This is a genomic window from Falsiruegeria mediterranea M17, assembly GCF_900302455.1.
Taxonomy (GTDB): Bacteria; Pseudomonadota; Alphaproteobacteria; order Rhodobacterales; family Rhodobacteraceae; genus Falsiruegeria; species Falsiruegeria mediterranea.
In genome coordinates this window covers 76546-101307 of the sequence record NZ_ONZG01000014.1, presented here as the reverse complement: position 1 = coordinate 101307, position 24762 = coordinate 76546, and the positions used below count along the sequence as shown (strand labels likewise).

Annotated in this window: 25 protein-coding genes and 1 pseudogene; 3 read left to right on the top strand and 23 right to left on the bottom strand. The window is 59.1% G+C overall.

The window, feature by feature from the left end; all coding sequences use genetic code 11:
* Positions 1-186 precede the first annotated feature (186 nt).
* From TRM7615_RS22225 to TRM7615_RS22160, 13 genes and pseudogenes are all read right to left on the bottom strand, one after another.
* Positions 187-894, bottom strand: coding sequence for an ABC transporter ATP-binding protein (locus tag TRM7615_RS22225; RefSeq protein ID WP_108791879.1), 708 nt, complete (start codon positions 892-894; stop codon positions 187-189).
* The gene (locus tag TRM7615_RS22220; RefSeq protein ID WP_108791877.1) at positions 894-1625 is read right to left on the bottom strand and encodes an ABC transporter ATP-binding protein; all 732 of its coding nucleotides are present in this window, start codon (positions 1623-1625) and stop codon (positions 894-896) included. Before TRM7615_RS22220 ends, TRM7615_RS22225 begins: the two co-directional genes overlap by 1 nt.
* A complete protein-coding gene (locus tag TRM7615_RS22215) occupies positions 1622-2569 on the bottom strand; it encodes a branched-chain amino acid ABC transporter permease (RefSeq protein WP_108791875.1) in 948 nt (315 codons plus the stop codon). The genes TRM7615_RS22220 and TRM7615_RS22215 overlap by 4 nt, the downstream gene beginning before the upstream one ends.
* A gap of 1 nt (position 2570) precedes the next feature.
* A pseudogene (locus TRM7615_RS26035) lies at positions 2571-3422 on the bottom strand (branched-chain amino acid ABC transporter permease).
* 65 nt (positions 3423-3487) lie between these two features.
* Complete coding sequence (locus TRM7615_RS22200) at positions 3488-4768, bottom strand: ABC transporter substrate-binding protein (protein ID WP_108791869.1); 1281 nt, start codon at positions 4766-4768, stop codon at positions 3488-3490.
* Positions 4769-4864: 96 nt separating this feature from the next.
* A complete protein-coding gene (locus TRM7615_RS22195; RefSeq protein WP_108791867.1) occupies positions 4865-5275 on the bottom strand; it encodes a Rid family hydrolase in 411 nt (136 codons plus the stop codon).
* A complete protein-coding gene (locus TRM7615_RS22190; RefSeq protein ID WP_108791865.1) occupies positions 5272-6453 on the bottom strand; it encodes a malate dehydrogenase in 1182 nt (393 codons plus the stop codon). The genes TRM7615_RS22195 and TRM7615_RS22190 overlap by 4 nt, the downstream gene beginning before the upstream one ends.
* Positions 6453-7076 (bottom strand): BMC domain-containing protein, encoded by a 624-nt coding sequence (locus TRM7615_RS22185; RefSeq protein WP_108791863.1) that lies wholly within the window; start codon positions 7074-7076, stop codon positions 6453-6455. The genes TRM7615_RS22190 and TRM7615_RS22185 overlap by 1 nt, the downstream gene beginning before the upstream one ends.
* Positions 7073-8452: an aldehyde dehydrogenase family protein gene (locus TRM7615_RS22180; protein ID WP_108791861.1), complete on the bottom strand. Its 1380-nt coding sequence runs from the start codon at positions 8450-8452 to the stop codon at positions 7073-7075. The genes TRM7615_RS22185 and TRM7615_RS22180 overlap by 4 nt, the downstream gene beginning before the upstream one ends.
* Positions 8452-9636 (bottom strand): hypothetical protein, encoded by a 1185-nt coding sequence (locus TRM7615_RS22175; RefSeq protein WP_108791859.1) that lies wholly within the window; start codon positions 9634-9636, stop codon positions 8452-8454. Before TRM7615_RS22175 ends, TRM7615_RS22180 begins: the two co-directional genes overlap by 1 nt.
* 24 nt (positions 9637-9660) lie before the next feature.
* The gene (locus TRM7615_RS22170) at positions 9661-9969 is read right to left on the bottom strand and encodes a BMC domain-containing protein (RefSeq protein ID WP_108791857.1); all 309 of its coding nucleotides are present in this window, start codon (positions 9967-9969) and stop codon (positions 9661-9663) included.
* 42 nt (positions 9970-10011) lie between these two features.
* Complete coding sequence (locus TRM7615_RS22165) at positions 10012-10278, bottom strand: EutN/CcmL family microcompartment protein (RefSeq protein WP_108791855.1); 267 nt, start codon at positions 10276-10278, stop codon at positions 10012-10014.
* Positions 10278-11570: a glutamine synthetase family protein gene (locus tag TRM7615_RS22160; protein ID WP_108791853.1), complete on the bottom strand. Its 1293-nt coding sequence runs from the start codon at positions 11568-11570 to the stop codon at positions 10278-10280. The genes TRM7615_RS22165 and TRM7615_RS22160 overlap by 1 nt, the downstream gene beginning before the upstream one ends.
* A 91-nt stretch (positions 11571-11661) precedes the next feature.
* On the opposite strand from TRM7615_RS22160, the gene TRM7615_RS22155 reads away from it, so the two are divergent.
* Entirely contained in the window at positions 11662-12801 is a 1140-nt protein-coding gene (locus TRM7615_RS22155) for an FAD-dependent oxidoreductase (RefSeq protein ID WP_165821496.1), read from the top strand.
* Here the strand turns inward: TRM7615_RS22155 and TRM7615_RS22150 are convergent.
* The 5 genes from TRM7615_RS22150 to TRM7615_RS22130 all read right to left on the bottom strand — a co-directional run bounded on the left by TRM7615_RS22150 (position 12798) and on the right by TRM7615_RS22130 (position 16989).
* Positions 12798-13148 (bottom strand): hypothetical protein, encoded by a 351-nt coding sequence (locus TRM7615_RS22150; protein WP_108791850.1) that lies wholly within the window; start codon positions 13146-13148, stop codon positions 12798-12800. The genes TRM7615_RS22155 and TRM7615_RS22150 overlap by 4 nt on opposite strands.
* Before the next feature lie 85 nt (positions 13149-13233).
* On the bottom strand, positions 13234-13929 hold the full coding sequence (locus tag TRM7615_RS22145; RefSeq protein ID WP_165821495.1) for a type 1 glutamine amidotransferase: 696 nt from the start codon (positions 13927-13929) through the stop codon (positions 13234-13236).
* Positions 13926-15350, bottom strand: a complete 1425-nt coding sequence (locus TRM7615_RS22140) for an FMN-binding glutamate synthase family protein (RefSeq protein WP_108791846.1) — start codon at positions 15348-15350, stop codon at positions 13926-13928. The genes TRM7615_RS22145 and TRM7615_RS22140 overlap by 4 nt, the downstream gene beginning before the upstream one ends.
* Entirely contained in the window at positions 15335-16048 is a 714-nt protein-coding gene (locus TRM7615_RS22135; RefSeq protein WP_108791941.1) for a GltB/FmdC/FwdC-like GXGXG domain-containing protein, read from the bottom strand. The genes TRM7615_RS22140 and TRM7615_RS22135 overlap by 16 nt, the downstream gene beginning before the upstream one ends.
* Complete coding sequence (locus tag TRM7615_RS22130; RefSeq protein WP_108791844.1) at positions 16045-16989, bottom strand: class II glutamine amidotransferase domain-containing protein; 945 nt, start codon at positions 16987-16989, stop codon at positions 16045-16047. Before TRM7615_RS22130 ends, TRM7615_RS22135 begins: the two co-directional genes overlap by 4 nt.
* Positions 16990-17117: 128 nt before the next feature.
* On the opposite strand from TRM7615_RS22130, the gene TRM7615_RS22125 reads away from it, so the two are divergent.
* On the top strand, positions 17118-17789 hold the full coding sequence (locus tag TRM7615_RS22125) for a GntR family transcriptional regulator (RefSeq protein WP_108791842.1): 672 nt from the start codon (positions 17118-17120) through the stop codon (positions 17787-17789).
* A 38-nt stretch (positions 17790-17827) separates the two neighbouring features.
* Entirely contained in the window at positions 17828-18073 is a 246-nt protein-coding gene (locus TRM7615_RS22120; RefSeq protein WP_108791840.1) for a CoA transferase, read from the top strand.
* 179 nt (positions 18074-18252) lie between these two features.
* Here TRM7615_RS22120 and TRM7615_RS22115 read toward each other — a convergent pair whose 3' ends face one another.
* Genes TRM7615_RS22115 through TRM7615_RS22095 form a run of 5 tightly spaced genes read right to left on the bottom strand, consistent with a single transcriptional unit; the run spans position 18253 to position 24757 of the window.
* The gene (locus TRM7615_RS22115) at positions 18253-19485 is read right to left on the bottom strand and encodes a Tm-1-like ATP-binding domain-containing protein (RefSeq protein WP_108791838.1); all 1233 of its coding nucleotides are present in this window, start codon (positions 19483-19485) and stop codon (positions 18253-18255) included.
* A 1-nt stretch (position 19486) separates the two neighbouring features.
* Positions 19487-20440: a phosphotransferase enzyme family protein gene (locus TRM7615_RS22110; protein ID WP_108791836.1), complete on the bottom strand. Its 954-nt coding sequence runs from the start codon at positions 20438-20440 to the stop codon at positions 19487-19489.
* Entirely contained in the window at positions 20437-21732 is a 1296-nt protein-coding gene (locus TRM7615_RS22105) for an aspartate aminotransferase family protein (protein ID WP_108791834.1), read from the bottom strand. The genes TRM7615_RS22110 and TRM7615_RS22105 overlap by 4 nt, the downstream gene beginning before the upstream one ends.
* A 15-nt stretch (positions 21733-21747) precedes the next feature.
* The gene (locus TRM7615_RS22100) at positions 21748-23232 is read right to left on the bottom strand and encodes an aldehyde dehydrogenase family protein (RefSeq protein ID WP_108791832.1); all 1485 of its coding nucleotides are present in this window, start codon (positions 23230-23232) and stop codon (positions 21748-21750) included.
* A gap of 4 nt (positions 23233-23236) precedes the next feature.
* On the bottom strand, positions 23237-24757 hold the full coding sequence (locus TRM7615_RS22095) for a tripartite tricarboxylate transporter permease (RefSeq protein ID WP_108791830.1): 1521 nt from the start codon (positions 24755-24757) through the stop codon (positions 23237-23239).
* Positions 24758-24762: the final 5 nt, after the last annotated feature.

Sequence of the window (24762 nt, the reverse complement as noted above, 5' to 3'; positions counted from 1 at the left end):
GAGCGATTGTTGAGCTGCTTCTCTCTTTGCACCTCGGCGGGTGTCTTCCGGTCGAGGTGTTTCACCCTTGATTGGCGTTCCAGGTAAACAGAGTTCTCCAAAGTACTGCGCCCGGTCAAAAGCAGGAGTGGCGCGTCTGAGTCATTGTCAGATGGAACCTGATGCTTGTTGATCTGCAGTCTTGGCTCAATGACCGCCAAAATAAGCGTCCAGCAAACGCTTGTCATTTCGCAGTTCGGCCTCGGTTCCCGATGTCTGCATGCGGCCCGACTCCAACACATAAATCCTGCTCGCCAGAGACAAGGCAAAATTGGCGTTTTGTTCGGTTATCACGACGGTCAGGCCGTATTCCGAATTCAGCTGGCGGATAACCTCGGCGATTTCGAGACAGATCTTTGGGGCCAGGCCGATTGTCGGCTCGTCGATCAACAGCAATTCCGGGCTGGTCATCAAGGCACGCCCAAAAGAGACCATCTGCCGCTCTCCTCCGGACTGGGTGGATGTTTCCTGTCCTTCACGCTCTTTCAGTCGTGGGAAAAGCTTGTGAACGATATCCAGATTGCTCTGGATATCTTCGCGTGCGGTAAAGGCGCCGACCATAAGGTTGTCGCGCACGGACATGTAGGGGAACAGGTTGAACCGTTCCGGCGCGTACCCTACCCCGCTGCGCACAATCTCTGACGAGCTGCGGCCAACCAGACTGTGGCCGCGCAAGCGAATGTCGCCCTCGGTCTTGACCAAACCCATGATGCTGTCCAGCAATGTCGACTTGCCGGCCCCGTTAGGACCAACCACCGCAACGATTTCACCGGGTTGGACGGTGATCGAGATATCGGTGAGTGCTTGAGCCTTGCCGTAGAAGGCCGACAGGTTATCGATTTCAAGAAAAGACATCAGGCGCTCCCCGGGTATGACGCCTGCACGGCCTTGTCGTTCATCACCTCGCTGAACGTGCCCTCGGCAATCATGGTGCCGCGTTCTATGGCAATGGCTCGGTCGATCAACGGTTCGAGCGCAGGCAAATCGTGGCTCACAATGAGGAAAGTCATGCCGTCCTTGCGCATGGATTGAATGAGATCAGAAATCTGTGCAATTTCCCCCACCGTCAGACCGGCGAACACCTCATCCAGCAGCATCACGCGCGGCGCGGTGGCCATCGTGCGCGCCATTTCAAGCTTACGCAGATCACCCATGGCCAACTCAGACGGGAGCCGTTCTAGATCGGCCTCGGCAAAGCCGACACTCAGCGCTAGTTCGCGTTCCCGTTCGGTATCAGGGGGCGAGACGATCATTCGCCAGATGTTGTCCGGCATCAGCCCCACGCGGATGTTCTCGGCCACGTTCATGTCTCCAAAGGGCCGCGGGATCTGATAGGTCCGGCTGACACCGGCGCGGATGCGCTGCGGTGTGGATTGTGCCGAAATTTCTTGTCCGAACAGTTTGATCGTGCCGCTGTTCTGACGCAGCTCGCCCATGATCTGGCTGAACACAGTGGTCTTTCCGGCACCGTTGGGACCAATCAGTCCCAGCGACTCGCCCTCTTTGAGGGAAAAGGACAGATCATTTGTGGCCACCAGCCCGCCAAACCGTTTGACCAGGCCAGAAACTTCAAGCGCCACAGTCATGCCACACCCCCTTTTCGCAGTCTGAGAACGCCGGTTCTGACCAGTTCGACTAGGCCCTTGGGTTGATACATGTATAGGAGCAGTGCAATCGCACCGTAGACAAAGTATCGCTCGGCCCCCGGCAGGACCGGGCGCAGATATTCCAGAAGAAACGTCATGAAGAAGGCCCCGATCATCGGGCCAACTATGGTCGACGTACCGCCCAACAGGGCTGCAACGATGATGGTGAACAGGAAATTGATGTCGAACAGTGCCCGTGGAGCCAGAGAGCCAAGGTAATGAACATAGAACGCACCACCCAACCCGGCGATGAACGCACTGGTCAGAAAGGCAAACGCCTTGAGCCGCGTGCTGCTCAGCCCTGAGCCGCGTACGCTTTCTTCGTTCATCCCGATGGCGGCCAATGCAGTTCCCAGTCGGGTTTTCATCAGCAACCACATGCTGACAGCAACACTCAGCATCAGGGCCGTTGACAGGTAATACCCATTTGACGCCCCCCGGGTCAGGGTCTGGATACCTGACATTCCACGCGTGCCGCCGGTCAGATCCGGGCGGATGACCTGCACCAGTTGATAGAGCAGCTCCATGAACGCCAGCGTAACAAGCGCGAAATAGCTGCCGCGAATGCGCAGCGCAGGCAACAGCACCAAAAGACCCGCAATCATGGTGCAAACAACTGCGATCGGGATCGAGATTTCGACCGGCACATCGAACCGTTTGGTCAGGATCGCCGTTGTGTATGCGCCGATGCCGATCAGAAACGGATGGCCAAAGCTGACATACCCCGTGCGACCAGACAGAACGTCCCAGCTGATGGCAAAGATGGCCAGATAGTTGGCGAAGATCATCGTGCGCATGGTGCCGTTCGACACCACTTGAGGCAGCAGGAACATACCCGCGATCAGACCGCCCCAGAGAACATAGTGAAACCAGCGCAGGCCCATATTATAACTCCTCGCGGCCAAAGAGGCCTTGGGGTCGTGTCACCAGCACGCCGATGATCAGAAGCATGGTAAAAACCCCCCGCAATTCCGGGGCCAGCGTTGCAACCACGATCACCTCAAGAAAACCGATGATATGAGCGACCACCAGTGTACCGATGATCGATCCGATCCCACCCACGATCACCACGGCAACCGAGATGATCAAAGGGGCCACCCACATGGATGGGGACAGCTGCGTGTAGCTGGCGAAAAACACACCGCCGAGCGCCCCCAAGGCCCCCGAGATACCTCAGGTGATCAGGTTGATCCGATCCGGGTCGATCCCGGAAATCGCAGCGCCTTTGGCGTCCATCGACACCGCCTGCATGGCCCGTCCGGTGTGCGTCAGCCGCACAAAGGCGTATAGACCCAGCAAGATGGCCCAGCTGATCATGGTGGCAATTAGGATGTTGTACGTCACCGATGCCCCGGCAACGTTTATCACACCCGGCACGATCGGCAGCAGGATCTTGCTGCTGTCGCCAAAGACCAGAACAATGCCGGCCTGGATCACAACCGCCAGGATCAAAGTTGAAATCTCGACGGCTACGTGATCGCCTTTGAGCGTCTTCACGATCAGGCGGTATTTCAAAACGCCCATCACCACGCCCAAAGCGGCGGCCACGACAACCCCCATCAGCTTGGGCATCCCCAGCGTTTGCGACACCCAGAAGTAGATGTAACCGCCGACCATAAGGTATGCGCCATAGGCCAGGTTCAGGACCCGTCCGATGCTGAAGATCAGCGTAAAGCCCATTGCGATGAGCGCATAGAGACCGCTGAGCAAAAGCCCCTGAATCAAGATCTGCAACATGATGGGATTCCTTGTTGCGGGCGCGCGTCACAGCGCGCCCGGTTCAAGCTATTGATGCGGCTGGATTATTTCTTGACCCAGCTGGGTACCGTGAAATCGCCCGTGGCGTACTTCTCGGGGTAGACCACAGCGGAGGTGCCATCCTCGTACCACTGGACCACAACCATGGACGGGGCCGCGTCATCAAACGGCTCGGACAGGTCAAAGCGGATGTTGTGCGGATAGGTCCGGCCTGTGACGGGCTCAACTTCGTCATCGCCCCAGAAGGCGTAGCGCAGCCACAATTGCCCATCCAACTCCAAAACCAGATCCTGCTTCTTCATCGCATCGGCCCAGCCTTTGACATTGTCAAAGCCACCGGCCTCTTCGGCTGCCGCCATCGCCTGTTTCAGGCCGTGATAGGCGTTGAAACCGTTGAAGTGGGGCAGCAGCGGGCGGCTGTCATATTTGGCCTGATAAGTATCGACAAAGGTCTGACTGGCCGGATCCAGACGGAAGCCAACCGAAGGGACAGGCGACAAGGTCGAGATACCCCCACCGGCACCGCCGGTGTCTTCCCAATATTCCATGCCAAGCGCGGATACGTTCACGCCCGTCATCGCCATTGGCACTTGCAGCTTCACATACTGCGATGAAACCACCTGCGAATTCACTGACGAGACCTGATAGATGAAATCGGCCCCCGTGTCCTGCGCCCGGCTGAAGATCGGTGCGAAATCAACGGTCGCCACGTCGTATGTGATGATTTCCTTGACTTCGATACCGGCAACAGGTGCCAGGGCCTCGGTCACCAGACCGGTGATTGCTTCACCAAAGGCGGTGTCTTCGGCCAGAATGACCACGGAATCCCAGCCCATTTTGCCCTTTAGAACGTCCGCGCCAAAGTTGATGTAGAGCGTGGCCAACGCCTCGTCCGAAGCGATGTTCATGAAATAGGGCGCCATGCTTTCGGGATCTTCGATCACCATGTCGATGATGCCGATGTAAGATGTCCAAGTGTCCAGCGTCGGAATCTGATATTCCTGCATTCGAGGCAGCCAGCCCAACGACACATCGTCAATCGAGCCCGAGATGATGAAATCCACCTCTTCGGTTTCGGCAAGATATTCATAGGCGCGAACGCCTTCGGTCGGGTCCTGTCCGGTGTCGGCTGAAACCAGCGTAATCTGTTCACCCATCACGCCGCCATTGGCGTTGAGTTCCTCGATCGCGATTTCTGCCCCGCGCAGGGTCGACAGGCCGGTATCCGAAGATAGCGATCCAATAAATCCAACCTTTATGTCTGCTGCGGCCGCCGAGGCCATGAGCGCGAGGCATGTCCCGCTGAGTAGCGTTGTCTTGATCATCACATTAGCTCCCTGTGTCTCATTATGCCTTTCTTGTATTCTGTATACAGTACACAAGAAGGTGGTTCGATCAAATCCTTTCTTGAAAACTCATGTTCAGAAACCGTTGATTTTGCCGTTTTGGTCGTGGATTACTGCGTCCACATCGATTTCTACCACCAAACCCGGCTGGGTCAGGCCCGCTTGAACTGCGGTCAGCACGGGATCGATCCCTTTGAACACCTCGCCGTGCGCCTGCGCAAAAGCGCCGGCCTGGGACAAATCAGTCAGATAGGCCCGCACGCGGCCCACGTGGCGCATTTCTGCGCCGACCTCACCTAGTGCTTCATTGATGCGAGATAGGATGTAGCGGGTCTGTGCCCCAACATCCCCCGGCGCGTGGATCCGGCCAGAGGGTTCAATTGCGGTGGTTCCGGCAATCCAAACAAAGGGGCCGATGCGTTTGGCGCGAGAGTATGAAGCAACCTCTTCGAAACGCCCGCCAGACTTCCATTTGCGCAGGGTCACAGGCCCAGCCTTTCGCGGATCGCCTCGGCCGCGGCTTGCAAGGCCACCTGCTCCGTTTCGGTCAACCGCAGCTCTTCAACCTCGACCAGGCCGCCCGCCCCCAAATGGGCTGGCACACCCAGAACAACACCATCGATCCCGTATTCACCCTGCAACATGATCGACACCGGAACCGGGCCGGTGCGGGCATCCCGGATGTGATCGATCAACTCGATCGATGCATGGGCCGGGGCGATGGTTGCCGAGCCCGATTTCTTGAGCGCAACCACCTGACCGCCGCCCGTGATCACGTCTTTGACGCAGGCCTCGATCTGATCCGCTGACAGGAACACGTCCAGCGGTCGTCCCTTGATCCGCGCACGGCTGGGGATCGGGGCCATCTCATCACCATGGCTCCCAAGGGTGAACGCCTCGACATCAGCCGGCGTGACGCCTGAGGCCATGGCAAGCGCATTGCGGAACCGGCTGCTGTCGAGCGTTCCGGCCATGCCCAGAACTTGCTCACGAGGAAATCCAGTTGCCCGCAGCATCTCAACCGTCATCTCATCCAGCGGATTGGTGACGACGATCACGATGGCATTTGGCGCATCAGACCGGATCGCTTCGGCAGCCTGCCGAATGACACGCGCGTTGACGTCGATCAGATCCGCGCGGGTCATTCCCGGTCTTCGAGCCCGTCCGGCAGTGACGACAACCACCTCGGCTCCGGCCACCAGCTCCATCGTCTCGCCCCCGACACATCGCGCGCGCGCGCCGGTGATCCCAGACGTGTGGTTGAGGTCCAGTGCGGTCGCAGCGGCTAGACCCGGAGTGATGTCGATCAACGCAATTTCATCAGCGATATCTGCCATCGCCGCCAGATGCGCGACATTGCCGCCAACGCCCCCTGCCCCAACCAAGGCGAGTTTGCCAAGTCTGCGTGCCTTGCGCGGCGCGCGTGATGGCGCGACCCATTTGGGCGATCGGCGATACAACACCCGGCGCATCGAAACCGCGCCGTCCGTGCGGGGTGCCTGCGGACGTTCCAGCGGGCCGTCAACGAGAGCGATGCCAACCCGTTCCGCCGTTTCGCGGGCAAGCGCGGTTACGATGTCGCCGGGCAAGACCTCGAATACGATCCTGCCGCGACGGCGGGCATCCTCGACCGCGTCCGAGCCTATGACACGCGGCGCAGCCATCAGGCGTCTTGTCCATCCACAGCTTCGATGGCCTGGGTTGCAGCCTCGACAGCGGTTTTGACAGAGTTTTCTGATCCTGAAATGAACAGGCGACCAAACCGTCCTACGGCGCGCACTTCGACGATGTCGATCTCGGCGGCTTTCTCGGCCTCATTTGCGGCGATCGAAATATAGGCCGCGGGCGCACACTCGACGATGCCAAGCGTCTGCCCCGGCACGATCAATGCACCCTTGCGCCATTTGTTCAACAGCTGTGCCTGATAGGGTTCGACGCTGGTGATGATCTGGGTAGAGGTGATGGCCGGCTTCAGACGATCCGACATAGAGGCGCCCAGTTCAGCAAGCATCGCATCCCGCGCGGCAGACACCTCGGCGTTGGATGGCGAGCGCAGGATGAAAAACCCGAACTCGCGTTCCACCATCTGTGTTGTCGCCTCGACCGAAGACGCCTTGAGCGCCCGGTCAATCAGTGAAAACACCCCGTTGCCCGGCGCAAACTCTCCGATCAGCACGGTATCGCCCGACAAGGGAACCGACCCTTGCACCGTCGCGCCATTGTAGGCCGCGAATTTGGGTTGCAGGTTGTCGATCTGCATCAGCGCCCGGATGGTAATCTCGCTCATGCGCCATACTCCTCGTAAATGTCGCGCCAGGGTCTGCTTTCATAAGCGACCCGTTTGATGTTGATGAGATGCAGGGCTGTCACGTTGTCCGAGGTGATCGACCCCGACCAGGTGCCGGTGCCCAGCATGAAGGACGGCTCCAGATCAGTTGAATACCCCATGCCACCCATGATCCCCGGTGTGTTCACCAGCACCCTGCCGGTGGGCACTGTGGCAAACCGCGCCACCACGTCCGCGTCGTCGGAATGAATGACCGATGAATGACCCCAGCCCTCGAACTTGGCGATAGATTGCGCCAATTCGATGCCGTGATCGGTGGACTTTGCCTCATAGAAAGCCAGGACCGGGTTCAGCTTCTCCGCCGACAGTGGGCGTTGCCAGCCCACTTCGGTTTCCTCCGACACCAGACAACGGGTGCGCGGGGGAATTGAGAAACCCGCGGCGTCGGCCAGAGCCTGCGGGCTTTGCCCGACCCGCTCGGGATCCATCGCCTGCGCGCCCTTGAAGATGACACCGGCCAGCCGATCTGCCTCGGCCGGGGTGCAGAAGTAAGCTCCTTTGAGCTTCAACTCATGCCGCAGGTCGCGCGCGATTTCGGGATCGGCCACTACTGCCTGTTCACTGACACAGGCAGTGCCGTAGTCAAAACTTTTCGAGGTCACGATCATCTCGGCCACTTCGGCCAGATCACGGGCTTTGGATTTGTGGACATAGCAGGGCACGTTTCCTGCCCCCACCGCAAGCGTCGGCTTGCCGCTGGAATAGGCAGCCTTGACCATTGCGGGCCCACCTGTGGCCATCACGACCGAGGTTCGCCGGTGGCGCATCAGTTCGGCCGTGCCTTGAATGGTAACCGCATCCAGGCATTGGATCAGCCCTTTGGGGGCGCCCATCTGTTCGGCAACGCGCGCCATGATGCGCACAGTTTCGATCCCGCAACTTACACCGCGTGGATGCGGGGCACAGACAATGGCATTGCCAGCTTTTACCGCAGACAGAACCTTGAAGATGATTGTCGAAGTTGGGTTGGTGACCGGTACCAGCGCGGCCACCACGCCCATCGGCTCGCCAAAGGCGGCGATCTTGGTGGCGTCGTCCCGCCACAACATGCCCAATGTTGTGACGTCCCGCAGGTAATCCGCAACAGACAAGGCATTGAACAGGTTCTTGACCCGCTTGTCTGGCACGTTGCCATAGCCGGTTTCCTCAACCGCCAACTGGCCCAGCCGTTCCGCTTCGGGTTCGATGGCACGGGCCATGGCGTCAACGATGGCATCCACTTGCGCCGGGTCGGTTCCCAGAAAAGCACGGTAAGCCTCGAATGCGGTTTCAGCAGCGCGCCGCGCGGCGGCGATGGATTTCAGATCTGCGTCCATCACATGTCTCCGGTGGCGATCGTGTCAAAGATACGGCGTGCCTGTTCGACATCGCCTGCGGATATTCCGATGGTGTCCAACCTGCGCCCTGCTGCGGCAACATCTGCGCCAAGGATGCGGTCGGTCATCAAAATGAGGCTTTCTGTCAAAGGCGCTGGAATACCTGCGAGCTGTGCGGCCGAGACGAGCGGTACCAGCGACCCCAACACGCCGTCGCGCATCAGTTGACGCGCAGCTTGGCTATCGGGAATAGGACGCGCGGTGGGTCCCCGTTCAGTTCCGGCAAAGGTTGTGAGCCAATCATCGGTGTCAGGCAGGGTCCGAATGCCAAAGGCCGATGCAACCCGTCGTCGCTCGTCAGCCAGCCCACAGATGACCTCGCGCTGATCAGGCCCAATGAGCGCGGCGAAGGTCTGGTTTTCGTTCAGCGGTACGCCTCCCATCGGGATGTCCGGGCCGCCAGAGCCCAAGCCTGCGCCACCCAGGATCAGGGTCGGTATCTCAACCGCAGCCGAAAGATCGGCGAAGCCTGAGGCCAGGACGGACTCTGTCGGCTGGAGGTTGGATAGATATGGCGTCAACGCTGCAAGAACGTTCTCTCGCCCACGCGGGAGAGTGGCGGCCGCCATTGGCGCCGCCTGTGTCAGCGTCAAACCGGCCCCTTCGGCCTGATACCAGAACGGCAGACCCTGCACTTCGACCAGAGTGACATCCGCTGAACACCCGCCAATGCGCAGCATCCAGGCAGCTTCGACCGCGCCAAGAGACCGGCCAGGCGCCAGCACAAGAACCTGACCATCACTCAGATGATCGGCCAGAACCATGGCATAAGTCCGCTGTTTATGGATCGGCCCAGTCAGAAAGATCGCCTGCGCGTCACGCACTGCCGCATCCAGTTCCGCCGTAGTACGGATCGACGGCCCGTCGCGGTCCACCTGATATGTGCCCACGGGCCCTTCGCCCCGAATGCCGATACCCGAGGATTGAGTCAGAAGCGTCAACTCTGCCCCATAGGCCGAGAACAACGTGACCTCGGCCCCTTCGGCCAGACACAGCGCGGCCAGCAGACGGGCATCCGGCCCGCCGCCCAGCACCGTTATGCGGTCAAACCTTTGGCTGACGGGCGCATCCCGTGTCGCGCTGCGTGTCACCGCGCGCGTGAAATCCTCGAAACCGGCTGACATGGTATCTCCTCAAAGGGGGTCGGATCAGGCCGACGATCCGGCACCCAGCCCGTCGATGATGGCTTCAAGCTCGTCATGCGGCCGTGCGATCACATGGACCGAAACCACTTCGCCCACTTTGTTGGCTGCCGTTGCGCCCGCATCTGTTGCGGCCTTGACCGCGCCGACTTCGCCGCGCACAAGGGTGGTCACCAACCCGCCGCCTGCTTTGGTCTGGCCAACGATCACCACGCTGGCCGCCTTGACCATCGCATCCGCCGCCTCGATCGCGCCGACAAGGCCACGCGTTTCGATCATGCCCAGGGCCATCTGCCCTGCCACTGGTTTCGCCATTTTCTATTCCTCCGAAGATAAGTGTTTTGTGTGTGTCGTGTTTCAGGACGTCGAGACGCGGTCGACAATCGCAATGATGGCCAGATCCACGGGTGTCGTAGACAAACCCGCCGCCATCCGAGCCGCTGAGCCGCTGACAACCATCACCATGTCTCCGACCCCTGCGCCGCAGGTATCGACCGCGATACGGGCAGGGTCGAGCACGCTGCCTTTGCCATCAACCAGGTCCGTCAAAAGGAGCTTTGTTCCGACCAACCTGGAATCCTTGGCCGTTGCCGTGACGGTACCAGCGACCTTGCCCAACTGCATCAGAAGGTCCTCAGATAGCGGTCCAGTTCGACCTGGGTGACTTGTTGGTTAAAGAACTCCAACTCGCGTTCGCCTTGTTGCAGAACCAGTTCCCAGAGCATTTCACCCAGAACATCACGCAGCCAGTCCGATCCGCGCGCAAGTTCGATGGCCGTGGGAAGGTCGGTCGGGATGGGATCGCCGATGCCTTCCTCGTATCCGTTGCCAGTTGTGGGGTCAGAGGGGGTCAGCCCCTGTTCGATCCCATCCAGCCCGGCTGCAATTTCGGCCGCCAACAGCAGATAGGGGTTGGCGTCCGCCCCGGCATCGCGTTTTTCAACGCGCACGGCACTGTCGGCCCCTTCGATTACCCGAATGCCAACGGTGCGGTTGTCATACCCCCAGCTCGTGTTGATCGGGCAGAAGGTATAGGGCTGCCGTCGACGATAGCCATTGACCGTGCCGCTGCCACAGATCGCCGTTTCGCACATGCGCTGCTGCAAGCCGGCAATAAAGGATTTGCCGATGTCATTGATCTTGCCGTTGTCGGCAAAAACGTTTTTGCCATCCTTCCACAGCGAATAATGCGTGTGAAACCCGTTGCCCGACTGATCAAAGAAGGGCTTTGGCATGAAGGTCGCAAGATAGCCGTGCGCAATGCCCAACTGGCGGATCAATGATTTGAACAGCACAACTCGGTCCGCTGCCTGCAGAGCCTCGCCGTATTTGATGTTCACCTCAACCTGACCTGCCGCGTATTCCGGGTTCGATTGTTCGATAGGAATGCCGCATTCGTTGATCTGCTGACGGATCGGGCCGACGATATGTTCCATCCGGGCGGCGCGACCCAGGCCATAGACCTGAATGCCGCTGTCGCGCGGCTGACCGGTTTCCGGGTCCAGCAGATAGAACTCCAGCTCGGTGCCGACATTCACCTCAAAGCCCATGTCGCGGGCGCGATCCATTTGCCGCACCAACGCCTGACGCGGATCGATGGGCACAGGTTTGTGATCCATACCCTCGGCACGGCCAAAGCAAACCGCCACGCCGGGTTCCCAGGGAACGGCGACCGGCTGGGTCATCGGAAAGAGATGCATGTCAGGGTAGCCATTGTCGAAATTGACATATGGTGTGTCCCAGACATCGCAGGTCATATCGATCGCCATAAGCGCAATCGACAGTGCATTGCCGCTCTTGCAGACGTGATCCCAGTGGCTGGCCGGAATGCGTTTGCCGCGCATGATGCCGTTGAGGTCCCCAACACCAAGTATGACGGTATGTGTGCCCTCGGGCAGATCAAACCCCGAACTCATTTGCGTGCGCTCCCTGTTTTTGGCTTTATATTTGCTGTATTCTGTATACAGTATTCACAAAGACAGACAGGAAACAAGGAAAATCTGCGCCATGTCCAAAAGCTCGGTTATCGTTGTCGGAGGTGGCATTGTTGGCGTCATGACGGCGCTTACACTGCAACGGCGCGGCGAGTCCGTGACGCTGATAGACAGGTGGGAACCCGGACATTCCCGTGCATCTTCAACAGATTACAACCGGGTGATCCGCGCGATTTCCGGACGTGACGAGTTCTATACACGGTGGGCGCGCGAGAGCCGCCTGCGCTGGCTCGAGCTGCAGGCCGAAAGCGGGCAGAACCTGATGTATGAATGCGGCGCATTGATTCTGGCGGCGGGCGGCCACAGCGACTGGGAAGACGCCACCGCCGAGACTTTTGATCGCGTTGGCGTGCCCTACTACAAGTTTGGTCAACAAGACATCGAATCGCGGTTTCCCCAGTTTTGCGTACCCGACATCGAATACGCCCTGTTCGAACCCGAGGCCGGCATGCTGATGGCGCATCGTTGTGTGCTGACCGGGCTGAGCCTGTTCCGACAGGCTGGCGGCAAGGTGCAACGCGGTCGCGTCACCACCGACGGGTCAGAGCGCCCAATGATGGACGGCAACCCGCTAGAGGCGGATTTGATCGTCATCGCAACCGGCCCTTGGATGGCCGACATGTTCCCAAGAACGATCAAGCCAATCTCTACAGTTGTGGGCGTCAATGTCCTCTATACCTCGACACCCGACGGGTCCGAAGAGTTCGACATGACCCGCATGCCCTGCTGGATTGATCACGGACAGGGGTCGTTTGGTCTGCCATCGTCCGAAGGGTCGGGTGTCAAGGCGGCCGTTGTGATCCCCGACAAGATCGATCTGGACAATGACGAACGGCTGATCCGCCAGGAAACACTGGGCCGCACCCGAAGCTATATCCGGCACCGGCTTCCGGGGCTTGAGGGGCAGCGCGTTGTGGATTCCAAGTTCAACCAGATCATCCTGACCCCGGACACGCATTTCATTGTCGACTGGCATCCAGAGCATGAAAACGTGCTGTTTGCCGGTGGATGCTCGGGCCATCTTTTCAAACACGCTCCGGTGTTTGCGGAATTTGCGGCAGGTGTCGGTCTCAAGGACTTTGGCACCGCCGATCGGTTCAAAGTCTCTGGCCGAAAAAAGCTGAGTCCAAAGGAAAGCCCTAGCGGTCGCTAACCCTGGGCCAAGACGCGGTAAATGTCGGCATTGGGGCATTTGGTCTGTGGCAAAGCCGCGCCTGCGCGAATGGCGTCGCGGCAGGTTTCGGCCTGCAGGCAATGTCCGCATTTTTCTGCCAGTTCTAACCCGAGCCCCGAATGCGCATTCAGATCCGCTTCGGTTAGTCCGAATTGTTCGGCCATCGCAACTATGCGTTCGCGGGCCTGCGGTGCACCGGATCGAAGCATCGCCAAATCCGCACGCGAGAGCCCAAGATCCGAAAGCTCTCGGCCACTCAGGTGTTCATTATGCGGCGCACTGATGACGCGTACCATTTTCTGAAAGAAATCTGCGTATCCCGACATCTCGCGGCCTCCTCCACGTTGTGTATTCAGTATACACATCGTGTCAAAGCCGGGTTTGATCAGGATCAAACAGGGGTTCAGGATCTCATTTTTGGGTGAAAGTACCGCGAAATAGCTCCACGGCTTGCGCGGCAGCCAGGTCCTGCGGCACGCGGGAGCTCTCAAGTGAGGCCAGCCCATCGTCTGCCTCCTGCCCCGTAAGGAAAATGTCGCGTCCCCGCGCGAACAGGTCGCGCAAATGGTGCGCCTGATATTCAGGATGAAACTGCACCGACCGTGCCGGGAAGGCATAGTCCAGCGCCCCAACGGGACAGTGGTCGGCAGCACCTGTGACACGGGCAGAGGGTGGAACGCATGTGACCTGATCCTGGTGCCAGACATAGCCATCCACACGGGTTCCGTCATAGTCGAACCCACGGGCGCCGACAATGTTGCCCACCTCGGCCTTCTCGGCCTTGCCGCCATAGACATCAGCCATGATCTGATGACCAAAGCAGATGCCGAAAACAGGCTTGGCTTGCGCGCGACATCCTTCCAGAAAATCACGGAGGGGCTGCATCCACTCTGTGTTGTCGTAGACCCCGAATTCGGACCCTCCGACCACGACCCCGTCAAAATCCGAGAACGCGGGCAACGGCGCGCCGTCCACAACATCGACCGAAGTAAATTCAGCTTCGGGCAAATGCGGTGCCAGCCAGTCGCGGATCTGCCGCGATGTGCGCGGCAGCCCCTCGAGCAGCGGTAGCGGATGCCCCGTCAATTCGAGAACTGCAATCCTCACCAGTCATAGGCCCTGTCGATGCCGGCCATCTTGACGCCGGTAAAGGCCGACGCCTGAAAGCTCAGCGCGCGCAGATCTTCGGTTTCCAAGTTGTGGACCGAGGATTTGCCGCAGGCCTTGGCCAGTGCCGTGATCTCCATCGTCATCGCAGTCAGATATCGGGCAACCCGTTCGGCGCCAGCATTCGGGTTCATCCGCGCTTCAAGATCTGGGTCTTGTGTGGCAACCCCAACTGGGCAGCGACCCGTGTGGCAGTGGTGGCAAGCGCCTGGCGAGGTGCCTAAGGCCTGATAATCCTCCAGGTACCGTGGGCTGTTGCATCCCAATGCAACCATTGCCGCGTTACCAATCATCACCGCGTCCGCCCCAAGCGCCAGGCACTTGGCAGCATCCACGCCCGAGCGGATACCGCCCGCCGCGACAAGAGACACCTTACCGCTCATCCCGCATTCGTCCAACGCCTCTCGCGCTGCGCGAATGGCGCTCATGGTCGGAATGCCCGTGTGGTTCAGAAGCAGTTCCGGCGAAGCTCCGGTTCCGCCCTCAGCCCCATCTACAACAACTACGTCCGCGCCCGCCTTTGCGGCAACCGCTACGTCGAACCGTGGCCGAGTTGCGCCCATTTTGATGAAGATCGGCACCTGGTAGTTCGTCGCAATCCTCAGCTCCTCGATCTTGACCGCCAGATCATCCGCGCCCAGGAAATCTGGGTGCCGGATGGTCGAACGTTGATCGACCCCCTCGGGCAAGGTTCGCATTTCACTGACGCGCGGGCTCACCTTCATGCCAAGCAGCAGACCGCCCGTGCCGGGTTTGGCCCCCTGCCCCACGACGATCTCCAGCGCGTCCGCGCGGCGCAGGTGATCCAGATCCACGCCATAACGGGCAGGCGACATCTGATAGAGCAACCGTTGGGAGGCTTCGCGCTCCTCTTCCAGCATGCCGCCTTCGCCCGTGCAGGTCATGGTGCCCACTTTCGAGGCCCCATAGCCCAGTGACGCTTTTGCCGAAGCCGATAGCGCGCCAAATGACATCGATGCGATGTAGATCGGGATTTTCAATTCCAGCGGACGCTCGACCAATCCGCGTCCGCCACCCAGAACGGTGGTTGTATCGCAGCTCTCGCGATACCCCTCCAACGGCAGACGAGTCATCGTTGCCGGAACAAACGTCAGATCATCAAAGGTCGGCATCTGCTTGTTGAACGTGTTGTAACCGCGAACCTGGTAACGCCCAAGCTGGGCCAACGCGTGCACTTCCGAGATCGCCTCGGGTGTCCATCTGGTCGACCCGCCTTCGTCATATGAGGATGGCACGCCCGCCGGACGACCATCGACGGCACCCGCGTCGCGGAACCGGATTTCATCCTCGGAGGCGACATCGAACGGATAGTCATAGGGTTTACTCAGATCATGAGCCATGCGCTTGCGTCCCTGCTTTCAAAATACCAAAGGCGCTGGCCAGACACCAATTTGCGCCAGTTACGAGAGCTGTCGACCAGCCCCAGAGGATCAAGGATCGCATCGACCTCGGCCACCTCTTCCGGCGTGGGTTCGATCACGTCGACGTCCACACCAAGGCTGTCGATTCCACCGGCAACCCAGACCTCGCCTTGCCACAAGGCGTCTGCACAGGATTCACCTGCCCCGCCAAGCGCAATGATCCGTCCGGCATGCGCCATGAAGCCGGACTGATAGCCGATCTTGCCTTCGACCACGATGTTGCCGCCCTTCATCGCGACGCCGACGCGCGGGCCCGCATCGCCTTTGACGTGGATCGTACCGCCGATCATCGCAGCGCCGCAGGACATGCCGGCATAGCCGCCAATGGTGATGTGTCCCTTGGCCATCCCCTCGCCCGCAGCCCAACCGCAGTTGCGTTCGATTGTGATATTGGCGCCGGTGTTCAGCCCACCGCAGTAGTATCCGACCGAGCCTTCAAAGGTTATGTCCACGTTGTCGGGCAGTCCCACGCCCAGATTGTGCCGTGACAACGTATTCACCACGCGTATTGGTCGCCCCGTGGCGCAGGCCGCCATGATATCCTGGTTCACTTCGCGAATATGCCGCTGGCCAACCTCGATGACGATTTCATCTGTCTGTCTTGCCGCGTTGCTCATGCCGCCAGACTCCGATTTCCGACGCCCCAGATGCCGGTCAGCGAGGGGCCGTCATAGTTGATCACGTCACATTCTTCGGTCATCACCCGGCGCACAGCCTGTTCTTCGGTTGCGGCTGCCAGATCGCCGTTGCGATTGACCACCACCAGCGGCTTCATGGCGAACCGATCCTTGGCAAACCCGATCCCGCCTGGTGTTGCGATCATGTAGGTGAACACCCCGTCAATTGAGGTAATCGACTTCTTCAAAGCCTGCTCCATCGTCAGACCTGCTTTCATCTGGTCGCTGACCCAAACAGCAATCAACTCGCTGTCGTTTTCGGTCAAAAAGCGATAGCCCATCCGGGTCAGCTTATCGCGCCAGGTGAAGTAGTCGGTGATCTGGCCGTTGTGCACGATTGCCACGTCCGAAAAGGGCCGCGCCCAAAACGGGTGTGACGCATTTGGCAAAACTGAGCTTTCGGTCGCCAGTCTTGCGTGGCCCAGCCCATGTGTGCCGATCATGTCGCGAACGCCATGTTTCTCGGATACGCCTTCGGCTCCGCCGATGTCCTTGATGATCTCTAGGCTACGGCCGCAGGATTGAATCTCGATGCGATCCGTCAACTCATCCGCATCCCGCACCCAGGCTTGCAGATCGGTCGGGTCCGAGATTTCCATACGAAAGCAATAGTGCCGGTTCTCGTCCGTCAGGATTTTCGGATCAGACAGGAAGTCGGCGCCGTGTTCCTTCAAGACCGCTTCAAAGGCATCCAGATCAGCGCCTTGCCGGGATTTGTCAAAACCCATGCCCCGCAGGACGTATCCCGTCTCTCGCGGCAATCCGTATATTGCAAACCCGGTGCTGTCCGCGCCTCGATGTTCCTGTGCATCCATCAGGTCCACCAAGTCGGCCCCAACGCGCCCGGGCGCTGCCAGAATCCGTCCAGCGATTCCACACATGAAGAGCTCCCTTTTCAATCACATCTGTATACTGTATACAGTACACGGCCAATAGCAAGCCCATTCGCCTTGGCACCCGCTGCTTTTTTGAATACAGAATTCATAAAACACCGAAAGAGAGGCTCCGAGTGGCTCTGAAACAGATCAAAACACAACGCAGACGGCTGGCCGATGAAGTCTATGACCAACTGGTCGAAGCGATCATGAGCCGTGACATCTCGGCCGAAGATCGGCTGGTGCAGGAAAAGCTGGCCGCTGAATTGAACATCAGCCGAACGCCTGTGCGCGAAGCCCTGATGCGGTTGGAAACCGAAGGCGTTCTGGAAGTTGCCGCAAGCGGTGGTTTTCGACTGGCCCGTATGGACCAGGCCGAGGTTCGTCAACTCTATCAAGCCCGCGCTGCAATCGAAGGGCAAGCCGCGCGTATTCTTGCGGTTCACGCTGAGCGCGAAGTGCTTGATGGCCTGCGAGACCTCATTCGCCGCGAAGAGAATCTGACAAACCCCACCACCCGTGACTACTTTGTCGCGAACCGACGTATTCACCGCGCCTTTATGGTCGAAGCGGGCAACAAGTTCTTGTTGGACATGTTCGACATGATCTGGGGCAAGGCGATGGCGTTTCACCTGTTTTCCGCCATCGAAAATGTGGACATCACAATGTCTTTGGGTGACCACTTGACGCTCGTCGATGCCATCGCGACCGGGGATGTCACCGAAGCGCTTGAAACATTCACTTCCCACATTCAGGCTGGATTTGATCTGCAGATCGAAGGGTTGAAAGAAGTGGACCGCGACTAGGGAACGACCGCAACACGCATTAACCCTGGCGCTGACTTTTGGGGAATGGCCCGTGCGTCCTGACAGCACCGGCGCAATCGAAACCCCGGCGGTTCTGTTCTTTTGCGCGCAGTACCGCATTGTATCAACGTGTAAAAACCGGCAAGGGCAGCTTTACCGATGTGTCGATGCTGGAAACCGGACTGACGCTGATGACGTCGACCATTGTCGATTTTCTAACGACCAGGATCGAACCAGAACAGCGTGGAAAGGCCGCAAGTGGCAGCGCGCAGCTTTCTCCATGACGTCTCAGAAGAATTGACGGTGCCGACTTTGCCCTTTCGCATCAATCACGCGCAAAGCCATGCACCAAGTTGCGGCGCGCCATCTCTTGGCGCCAATTCAGTGGAAATCCTCAAAGCGGAGAACAAAGATCCTGCAGATCTGTGAGGGGCTCACCGAGCATCGCAGGATCCAAGACCTTTCACGTTTTGATCGTTCCGTCTTGAACCCAGGCGTCAAAGTGGGCCAGCACGTCCTCACAAAACTTCTCATCATTGATATGAGCATCGATCTCGGTCATGGGCACTCGCCCGGGCATAGTGTTACGTGCTTCATCAACCATGTCGGCCAATGCTTCGGGCGCATGGGCTTCTTCGCCTTCCTTGTCCCAGGCTTCGACACCTTGGACGGGCAGGAAAAAGTGAACCGGGCCGGTTGCGGCCTCAAGTCTATTTGCCAATTCACGGATCCAGGCGCGCCGTTCTTCACCGTTAAAAACCGAGCTTTTGATCAGGCGGTTGTGTTCGTGGAAGGGGCGATCGGCGTAAGCCTCGGGAATCTCCTGCCAGCCAGCAAAATCCAACAGGTCCAAGGCTCCGGGCGCCACCATTTGCGGTGTTCCCGAACGGCCTGCATTTGTCACCCGATCCTCGCCGCTGGAAACAACAGATCCCGCCATCAGATTGCTGAATTCCTGCATGCAGAAGTCCATGACGCAGGCAAATGACCCTTCCCCCGCCAGTTTCTCAAAGGCCATTCCTCCCATACCCGTCGAATGGAACACGGCCACTTCGAACCCACGCTCCTCCAACGCAGGTTTAAGGGTCTTCATGTAACGCAGGCAGGACGAGCCGAGGCTGGTCATCCCGATCAAGGGCTTGCTGCGGTCGGGTGCGATGGCGGCTTTGGTGGCACCCACAACAGCACCCGCAGCTTGCGTCAGAGACGACTTGCAGATCGAGTTCATCCCATAAAGCCCGCCGGCCCACAGGATCATCTGAATGTCCGGTGCCAGGCGGTGGGGCGGGATCAAAGGAGAAAAGCTGACGGTTGAGACGATGTATTTCGGCACGCCCATTGGCAGCGCTTGCGCACAATCCAGAGCCAGATCAGTGCCCATTGTGCCCCCAGTTGCCAACATCCCATCGAACCGACCGTCAGCGTGCGCCTGCGCCACAACCTTGGCGGCGCCGGCTGACATCACACGAAAGGCCTTGTTCTCGTCGCCAAGTGCGATGACCTCATCAATCGTCATGCCGCCCGCAGCGGCGACATCATGTTTTGAGATATCCGTGGGCGTTTGCGGGTCGCCCAGAACGGACACATCCATGGTCAGGACATTGGCGCCCTGTTCCTGCACCGCCTGTTCGATGAACCGCATTTCTGGCTCTTTGGTATCGTAGGTGCCGATCAGCAAGATTGTCTTGGGTGTCATCTTATCCTCCGCTTTGGGTCGACCGGTTCAGATATTTGGTCAGAACGGTCCTGGCCGTCTTGATAAATCTTGTGTTGCGGGCATGTCCGCCCTCCTCGTCCAGACGCGATATGATCCACCCTACATAGGTGGCCGCACGCAACGCCATGAACAGATCAAGCAGACTCGGGTCTAAGGGCCGCTCGGCGCGATAACCCGCGAGCAGTGCCGCCTTGAGGTCGGGATAATCCGGCTCATCCAGGTTCTTGATCAATGCGGTCGCAACGTCAAAAAGGCGGAAGCCGAAACCGGCATCGTCAAAGTCGATGAACCGCACATGATCGCCATCAACCATAACGTTCTCACGAACCAGATCGGCGTGGATCAATCCGTAATCCAACGTTGTTTCGAGCCGTTCCAGATCGCGATTGGCAGTAAACCGGAAATTGGCGAACAGTGCGCGATCTGTCACGTTCAGGCTGGGGTTCTCCCAAAACCGATCCCACAGCGGAGCATCGCCCAAAAGCCCAGCCCGATCCCAGGACCAGCGCGCAAAGTCTGCCGAAGGGGTCCAGGCATCACTCACCGTGTGCAATCGCGCCATTTCCTGCCCGAGCGCACGAAACACGCTTGTTCGATCCGGATGATCGATACCTTGGGTCGTGGCCCCAAGCGGGCGACCCGAAAGCCAGGTCAAAACGTCGACCTGCACCCCGTCGATGGTCTGTAAGAACCGTCCATCTTTGGCAGCAATCGGTGATGGTACGCCGACACCCCCTGCCCCGATAGCGGCGAGCCACTGGAGTTCCGATTGCAGCGCTGCGTTCGAATGCAGGCCTTGCCGGTGCAGACGCAGGGCGTAAGTCTCGCCCTCACGGTTTACGCGGTAGACATGGTTCTCGCGCGTGGCGATCAATGACACCGTTGCAGCTTCAAGCCCCCACAGCTTTAGCGCCTGTTGAACCACCGCGCTCATCGATGCAGCGGCGTTTCAGCCAGAACGTCGTCCAGCGTGTCGATCAACAGGTCTGCGTTTTCGATGGAAAACGGCATTGGCGGGCGGATCTTGAGTGCGTTTTTGTGGCGCCCCAGCTTGGACAGAATAATGCCCCGGTGCCTGAGTGCATTGATTACCCTGTCGGTTAAATCGCTGGCGGGGTCTTTGCTGTTTCGGTCCGTCACCATCTCGGCACCGAATATCAGGCCCGAGCCGCGCACATCGCCAATCACCTCGTGCTTCTCCGCGAGTTGACCCAAACGCTGGCGGGCGTGTTCGCCAACCGTCTCGGCGTTGGCGAGCAGTTTTTTGTCCTCGATCTCCTCCAACACGGCCATGGCTGCAGCGCAGGACACCGGGTTGCCGCCGAAGGTGTTGAAATAACGATACCCTTTGCGAAAGGTTGCCAAGATTTCGGAGCGGGTCACAACACCGCCCACCGGATGGCCGTTGCCCATGGGTTTGCCAAGGGTCATGATATCCGGAACCACCCCCATTTTCTGATGTGCCCACAGATGGGTGCCGGTGCGGCCAAAGCCAGATTGCACCTCGTCACAAATCAGTAGCCCGCCCGCCTTGCGCACAACCTCGGCCACGGGTTTGAGCCAACCATCAGGGTGATTTGGAAACCCTTCGTTCAGGAAATAGGGACAGATGATCAATGCGGCAAAGCCAACGCCTGATGCCTTATGCGCTTGGATCTGCTCTGCGACCGTTTCAGCAAACCTGGTCCCGTCCGGGTCCGGATTTCGATAGCTGTCGGGTGCGTCAACAAAGCGAAAGAATTGATCCAGCCCAAAGCCCACTGTTGGCACGTTCGAGCGGCTCAGTTGACTCACCAAAGACGTGTTACCGTGATAAGTCGCATCGGTGGCAATGATGCCACGTTTGCCGGTTATCCCTTCGGCCATCCGCAGAGCGATATCGTTCGCTTCGGACCCGGTACAGGTCAGGATTGCGGTATCGAGTGCCGCGTCCATCGTGCCCGTCAGCTTTTCGACGTATTCCAGAATGCCATCGTGCAGATACCGCGTGTGGGTGTTCAGCGTTGCCGCCTGACGGCAGATCGCCTCGACCACGCGCGGATTGCAATGGCCCACATGGGGCACGTTGTTGTAGCAATCCAGATATTTGTGCCCATCCGCATCCCACAGCCAGACGCCTTCGCCGCGGACCAAATGCAGCGGTTCGTCGTAAAAGGTCGATACGTTTGGCCCCAAAAGGCGGGCGCGACTTTCGATCAACTCGGCGGATTTTGCAGGCAGGCTCATCGGTTCATCCCTTGATCACAGTTTGATCCATGCAGTTTTGAGATTGGTGTATTTCTCCAACGCATGCAGCGATTTGTCGTGTCCGTTGCCCGACTGACCAACCCCGCCCAAAGGCACTGTCAGGTCCGCGCCGCCATAGGTGTTCACATGAACCACCCCCGCACGAATACCAGCGATCATGCGATGTGCGCGGCTGAGGTTTGCGGTCCAGACACCCCCCGCCAAACCATAGACAGTGGCGTTGGCCAGCCGGATCGCCTCAGCCTCATCTTTGAAGGGGGTGACAGCCAGAACCGGGCCAAAGACCTCGTTCTGGAACAGCGTATCGGTTTCCTTGACACCCGCCATCACCGTGGGTGCCATGTAATAGCCGCCGGTGTCTGTCAGAATGCGGTCGCCGCCGGTACGACGCTCGGCCCCTTCAGCTTCGGCCTGGGTGACAAAACGCAAGTTCGCCTCCAATTCGGGCAGGCTGTGAACCGCGCCAATCTGGCTGTTCAGGTCCAACGGATCACCGACGCGGAAGGCTTGCGCATGGCGGGTGATCTCGGTGACGAAGTCTTCGTAGATGTCCTCTTGCACCAGCAGCCGGGAACCCGCGACACATACCTGGCCCGAGTTGCGGAAGATACCCGCCGCCGAAACCTTGGCCGCCTCGGCCAGATCAGGTGCGTCCGAAAAGACGATGTTGGCGGATTTGCCGCCCAGTTCCAGATAGCAGCGTTTCAAGTTCGACCGCGCGGAATACTCCAACAATCGCCGCCCTGTCCCGCCCGATCCGGTGAAGACCATGATGTCCACATCCATCGACAGCGCCAACGCCTCGCCCACCATGGCACCTTTGCCCGTGATCACATTGAACACGCCATCGGGCACACCTGCTTCGGCCGCCAGTTCGGCGATCTTCAGCAAGCTGAGCGAGGCGGTCTCGGACGGTTTCAACACCACCGAATTGCCCATGGCGAGCGCGGGCGCGATCTTCCAGCTGCCGATCATCAACGGGAAGTTCCACGGCACGATTGCGCCCACCACCCCCACTGGCGCGTGGTGGATCAGGCCCAAAACATCCTCGCTCGTGGGCGCCACTTGACCATAGAGTTTGTCGATAGCCTCGGCGTAATAGCGGAACGTGGCGGCTGCCGAATAGGCTTCGGCCTTCAGCGCCATGTTGATTTCGGTCCCATTGTCTCGGACACCCAGAACGGCCAGCTCCAGCGCGCGGCCCTCGATCAGGTCGGCCAGCTTCAACAGCACGTTCTTGCGCGTCGAAGGGGACATGCGCGACCAGCGGCCATCCTCAAATGCCACCCGAGCCGCGCGAACGGCTGCATCCACATCTGCCGCAATGCCATCCGCAATCTGGGTCAGCGGCTGGCCATCGATGGGGGACAATACCTCCATCTGCGCACCCGTTTCACCGAAATGGTATGCGCCGTTGATAAAGTGACCGCGCGGGGCAACGGCCTGCGCCCGCAGCGCATCAATCGAAGGTTGATCCATAGGATTATCCTTGTTGTGTCGTGTCTTCGTCGCCCGTGGGCTGTGGCTTCAGGCGATCGCGGTGTTCCTGCACCAGCGTGCGGATGTGCAGTGCGATGATCAGCAAGATCATCACAAACAGGATCGCGGCGATTGGCCTGTCGATGAAATCAAGTGGGGATTTGACCCGTGCCATGGCGCTGCGCAGCTTGACCTCCATGATCCCACCCAGAACCATCCCCAGGATGATTGGTACGATCGGCAGGTTCAGGCGTTTCAGAATCAATCCGAACACCCCGAACCCCGCCGCAATGGCGCAGTCGGTGACCGAGTTGCGCAGGCTGAACACGCCAACAAACGACAGGGTCAGGATCATCACACCCAAGAACCGCGTCGGGATCTGGATGATCTTCAACAGCAAGTTGGTCGAGAACAGCAGGAACACCAGCACGATCACATTCAGCAGGATCAACGCCATATACAGTGCCATCACGAAATCCATCTGATCAGCAAAAAGCTGCGGACCGGGGATCACGTTGTGGACGTAAAACACCGACAGCATCATCGCGGTCAGCGCCTCGCCCGGAATGCCAAGCGCCAAGAGCGGGATCATCGCGGCACCCGGAACGGCGTTGTTGGCCGCCTCGGACGCAACAAGCCCTTCGGGCGACCCATCGCCGAACTTATCGGGGTCTTTCGACGTCTTCTGCGCATAGGTGTAGGACAGGAATTGCGACGTGAACTCGCCCGTGCCCGGAACCATGCCCATCAACACGCCCAAAGACGACGACACTGTTGCGATGCGCTTCAGGCCCAACAGTTCTTTGAGGCCTGCAAAGATATTGCCCTTCACATGTGCCTCGCCGGGGGCATGGTCGCGGTCAACCAACAGCAAGAGCGCTTGGCTGATCGCAAAAAGGCCAAGAACCACCACGATCAGGTTGATGCCGGACGACAGCCAGCTTTGATCAAAGGTGAAGCGCTTGGTGTACTTGACCGGCTCCAGTCCGACGGTGTTCAAAAAGATGCCGAAACTTGCCAGCATCGCCGCCGAAAACGTCTGTCCGCGATGCGCCAGAACCACCAACAGGATGCCCATGAAGGCGGCCAGGAAAATCTCGCGGCTGCCGAAATGCGGGGCAACCCAGGCCAGAACCGGCGACAGGATGATCAGGCAAAGGATCGAGAAAATCCCGCCAAAGAAGGACGCTGAATAAGCCAGCGACAACGCCCGATGCCCCTCTCCCCGTTTGGTCATCGGGTACCCGTCATAGGTGGTCAGCGCGTTGACGGCTGTACCGGGGGTGTTGATCAGAATGGCAGGGATCGCACCGCCGTACATGGATGAGCCGTAGATGCCCAACAACAGCGTCAGCCCAACGATAGGCTCAAAGGCAAAGGTGGCCGGCAGCAGGATGGCGATAGCGACGGCTGCGCCGACGCCGGGCAAGGCACCGATGATCACGCCGCCCACTGATCCGATGATCAGGGCAACAACCACTTGCCATTGGGCCAGGATCGCAAAACCGGAGATCAGGTTGTCCATGAAAG

Excerpts from the sequence above, each read along its gene's own strand:
- TRM7615_RS22225 (WP_108791879.1), bottom strand. The coding sequence starts at position 894 with ATGTCTTTTCTTGAAATCGATAACCTGTCGGCCTTCTACGGCAAGGCT.
- TRM7615_RS22220 (WP_108791877.1), bottom strand. The coding sequence starts at position 1,625 with ATGACTGTGGCGCTTGAAGTTTCTGGCCTGGTCAAACGGTTTGGCGGG.
- TRM7615_RS22215 (WP_108791875.1), bottom strand. The coding sequence starts at position 2,569 with ATGGGCCTGCGCTGGTTTCACTATGTTCTCTGGGGCGGTCTGATCGCG.
- TRM7615_RS22200 (WP_108791869.1), bottom strand. The coding sequence starts at position 4,768 with ATGATCAAGACAACGCTACTCAGCGGGACATGCCTCGCGCTCATGGCC.
- TRM7615_RS22190 (WP_108791865.1), bottom strand. The coding sequence starts at position 6,453 with ATGGCTGCGCCGCGTGTCATAGGCTCGGACGCGGTCGAGGATGCCCGC.
- TRM7615_RS22185 (WP_108791863.1), bottom strand. The coding sequence starts at position 7,076 with ATGAGCGAGATTACCATCCGGGCGCTGATGCAGATCGACAACCTGCAA.
- TRM7615_RS22180 (WP_108791861.1), bottom strand. The coding sequence starts at position 8,452 with ATGGACGCAGATCTGAAATCCATCGCCGCCGCGCGGCGCGCTGCTGAA.
- TRM7615_RS22175 (WP_108791859.1), bottom strand. The coding sequence starts at position 9,636 with ATGTCAGCCGGTTTCGAGGATTTCACGCGCGCGGTGACACGCAGCGCG.
- TRM7615_RS22170 (WP_108791857.1), bottom strand. The coding sequence starts at position 9,969 with ATGGCGAAACCAGTGGCAGGGCAGATGGCCCTGGGCATGATCGAAACG.
- TRM7615_RS22165 (WP_108791855.1), bottom strand. The coding sequence starts at position 10,278 with ATGCAGTTGGGCAAGGTCGCTGGTACCGTCACGGCAACGGCCAAGGAT.
- TRM7615_RS22160 (WP_108791853.1), bottom strand. The coding sequence starts at position 11,570 with ATGAGTTCGGGGTTTGATCTGCCCGAGGGCACACATACCGTCATACTT.
- TRM7615_RS22155 (WP_165821496.1), top strand. The coding sequence starts at position 11,662 with ATGTCCAAAAGCTCGGTTATCGTTGTCGGAGGTGGCATTGTTGGCGTC.
- TRM7615_RS22150 (WP_108791850.1), bottom strand. The coding sequence starts at position 13,148 with ATGTCGGGATACGCAGATTTCTTTCAGAAAATGGTACGCGTCATCAGT.
- TRM7615_RS22140 (WP_108791846.1), bottom strand. The coding sequence starts at position 15,350 with ATGGCTCATGATCTGAGTAAACCCTATGACTATCCGTTCGATGTCGCC.
- TRM7615_RS22135 (WP_108791941.1), bottom strand. The coding sequence starts at position 16,048 with ATGAGCAACGCGGCAAGACAGACAGATGAAATCGTCATCGAGGTTGGC.
- TRM7615_RS22130 (WP_108791844.1), bottom strand. The coding sequence starts at position 16,989 with ATGTGTGGAATCGCTGGACGGATTCTGGCAGCGCCCGGGCGCGTTGGG.
- TRM7615_RS22115 (WP_108791838.1), bottom strand. The coding sequence starts at position 19,485 with ATGACACCCAAGACAATCTTGCTGATCGGCACCTACGATACCAAAGAG.
- TRM7615_RS22110 (WP_108791836.1), bottom strand. The coding sequence starts at position 20,440 with ATGAGCGCGGTGGTTCAACAGGCGCTAAAGCTGTGGGGGCTTGAAGCT.
- TRM7615_RS22105 (WP_108791834.1), bottom strand. The coding sequence starts at position 21,732 with ATGAGCCTGCCTGCAAAATCCGCCGAGTTGATCGAAAGTCGCGCCCGC.
- TRM7615_RS22100 (WP_108791832.1), bottom strand. The coding sequence starts at position 23,232 with ATGGATCAACCTTCGATTGATGCGCTGCGGGCGCAGGCCGTTGCCCCG.
- TRM7615_RS22095 (WP_108791830.1), bottom strand. The coding sequence starts at position 24,757 with ATGGACAACCTGATCTCCGGTTTTGCGATCCTGGCCCAATGGCAAGTG.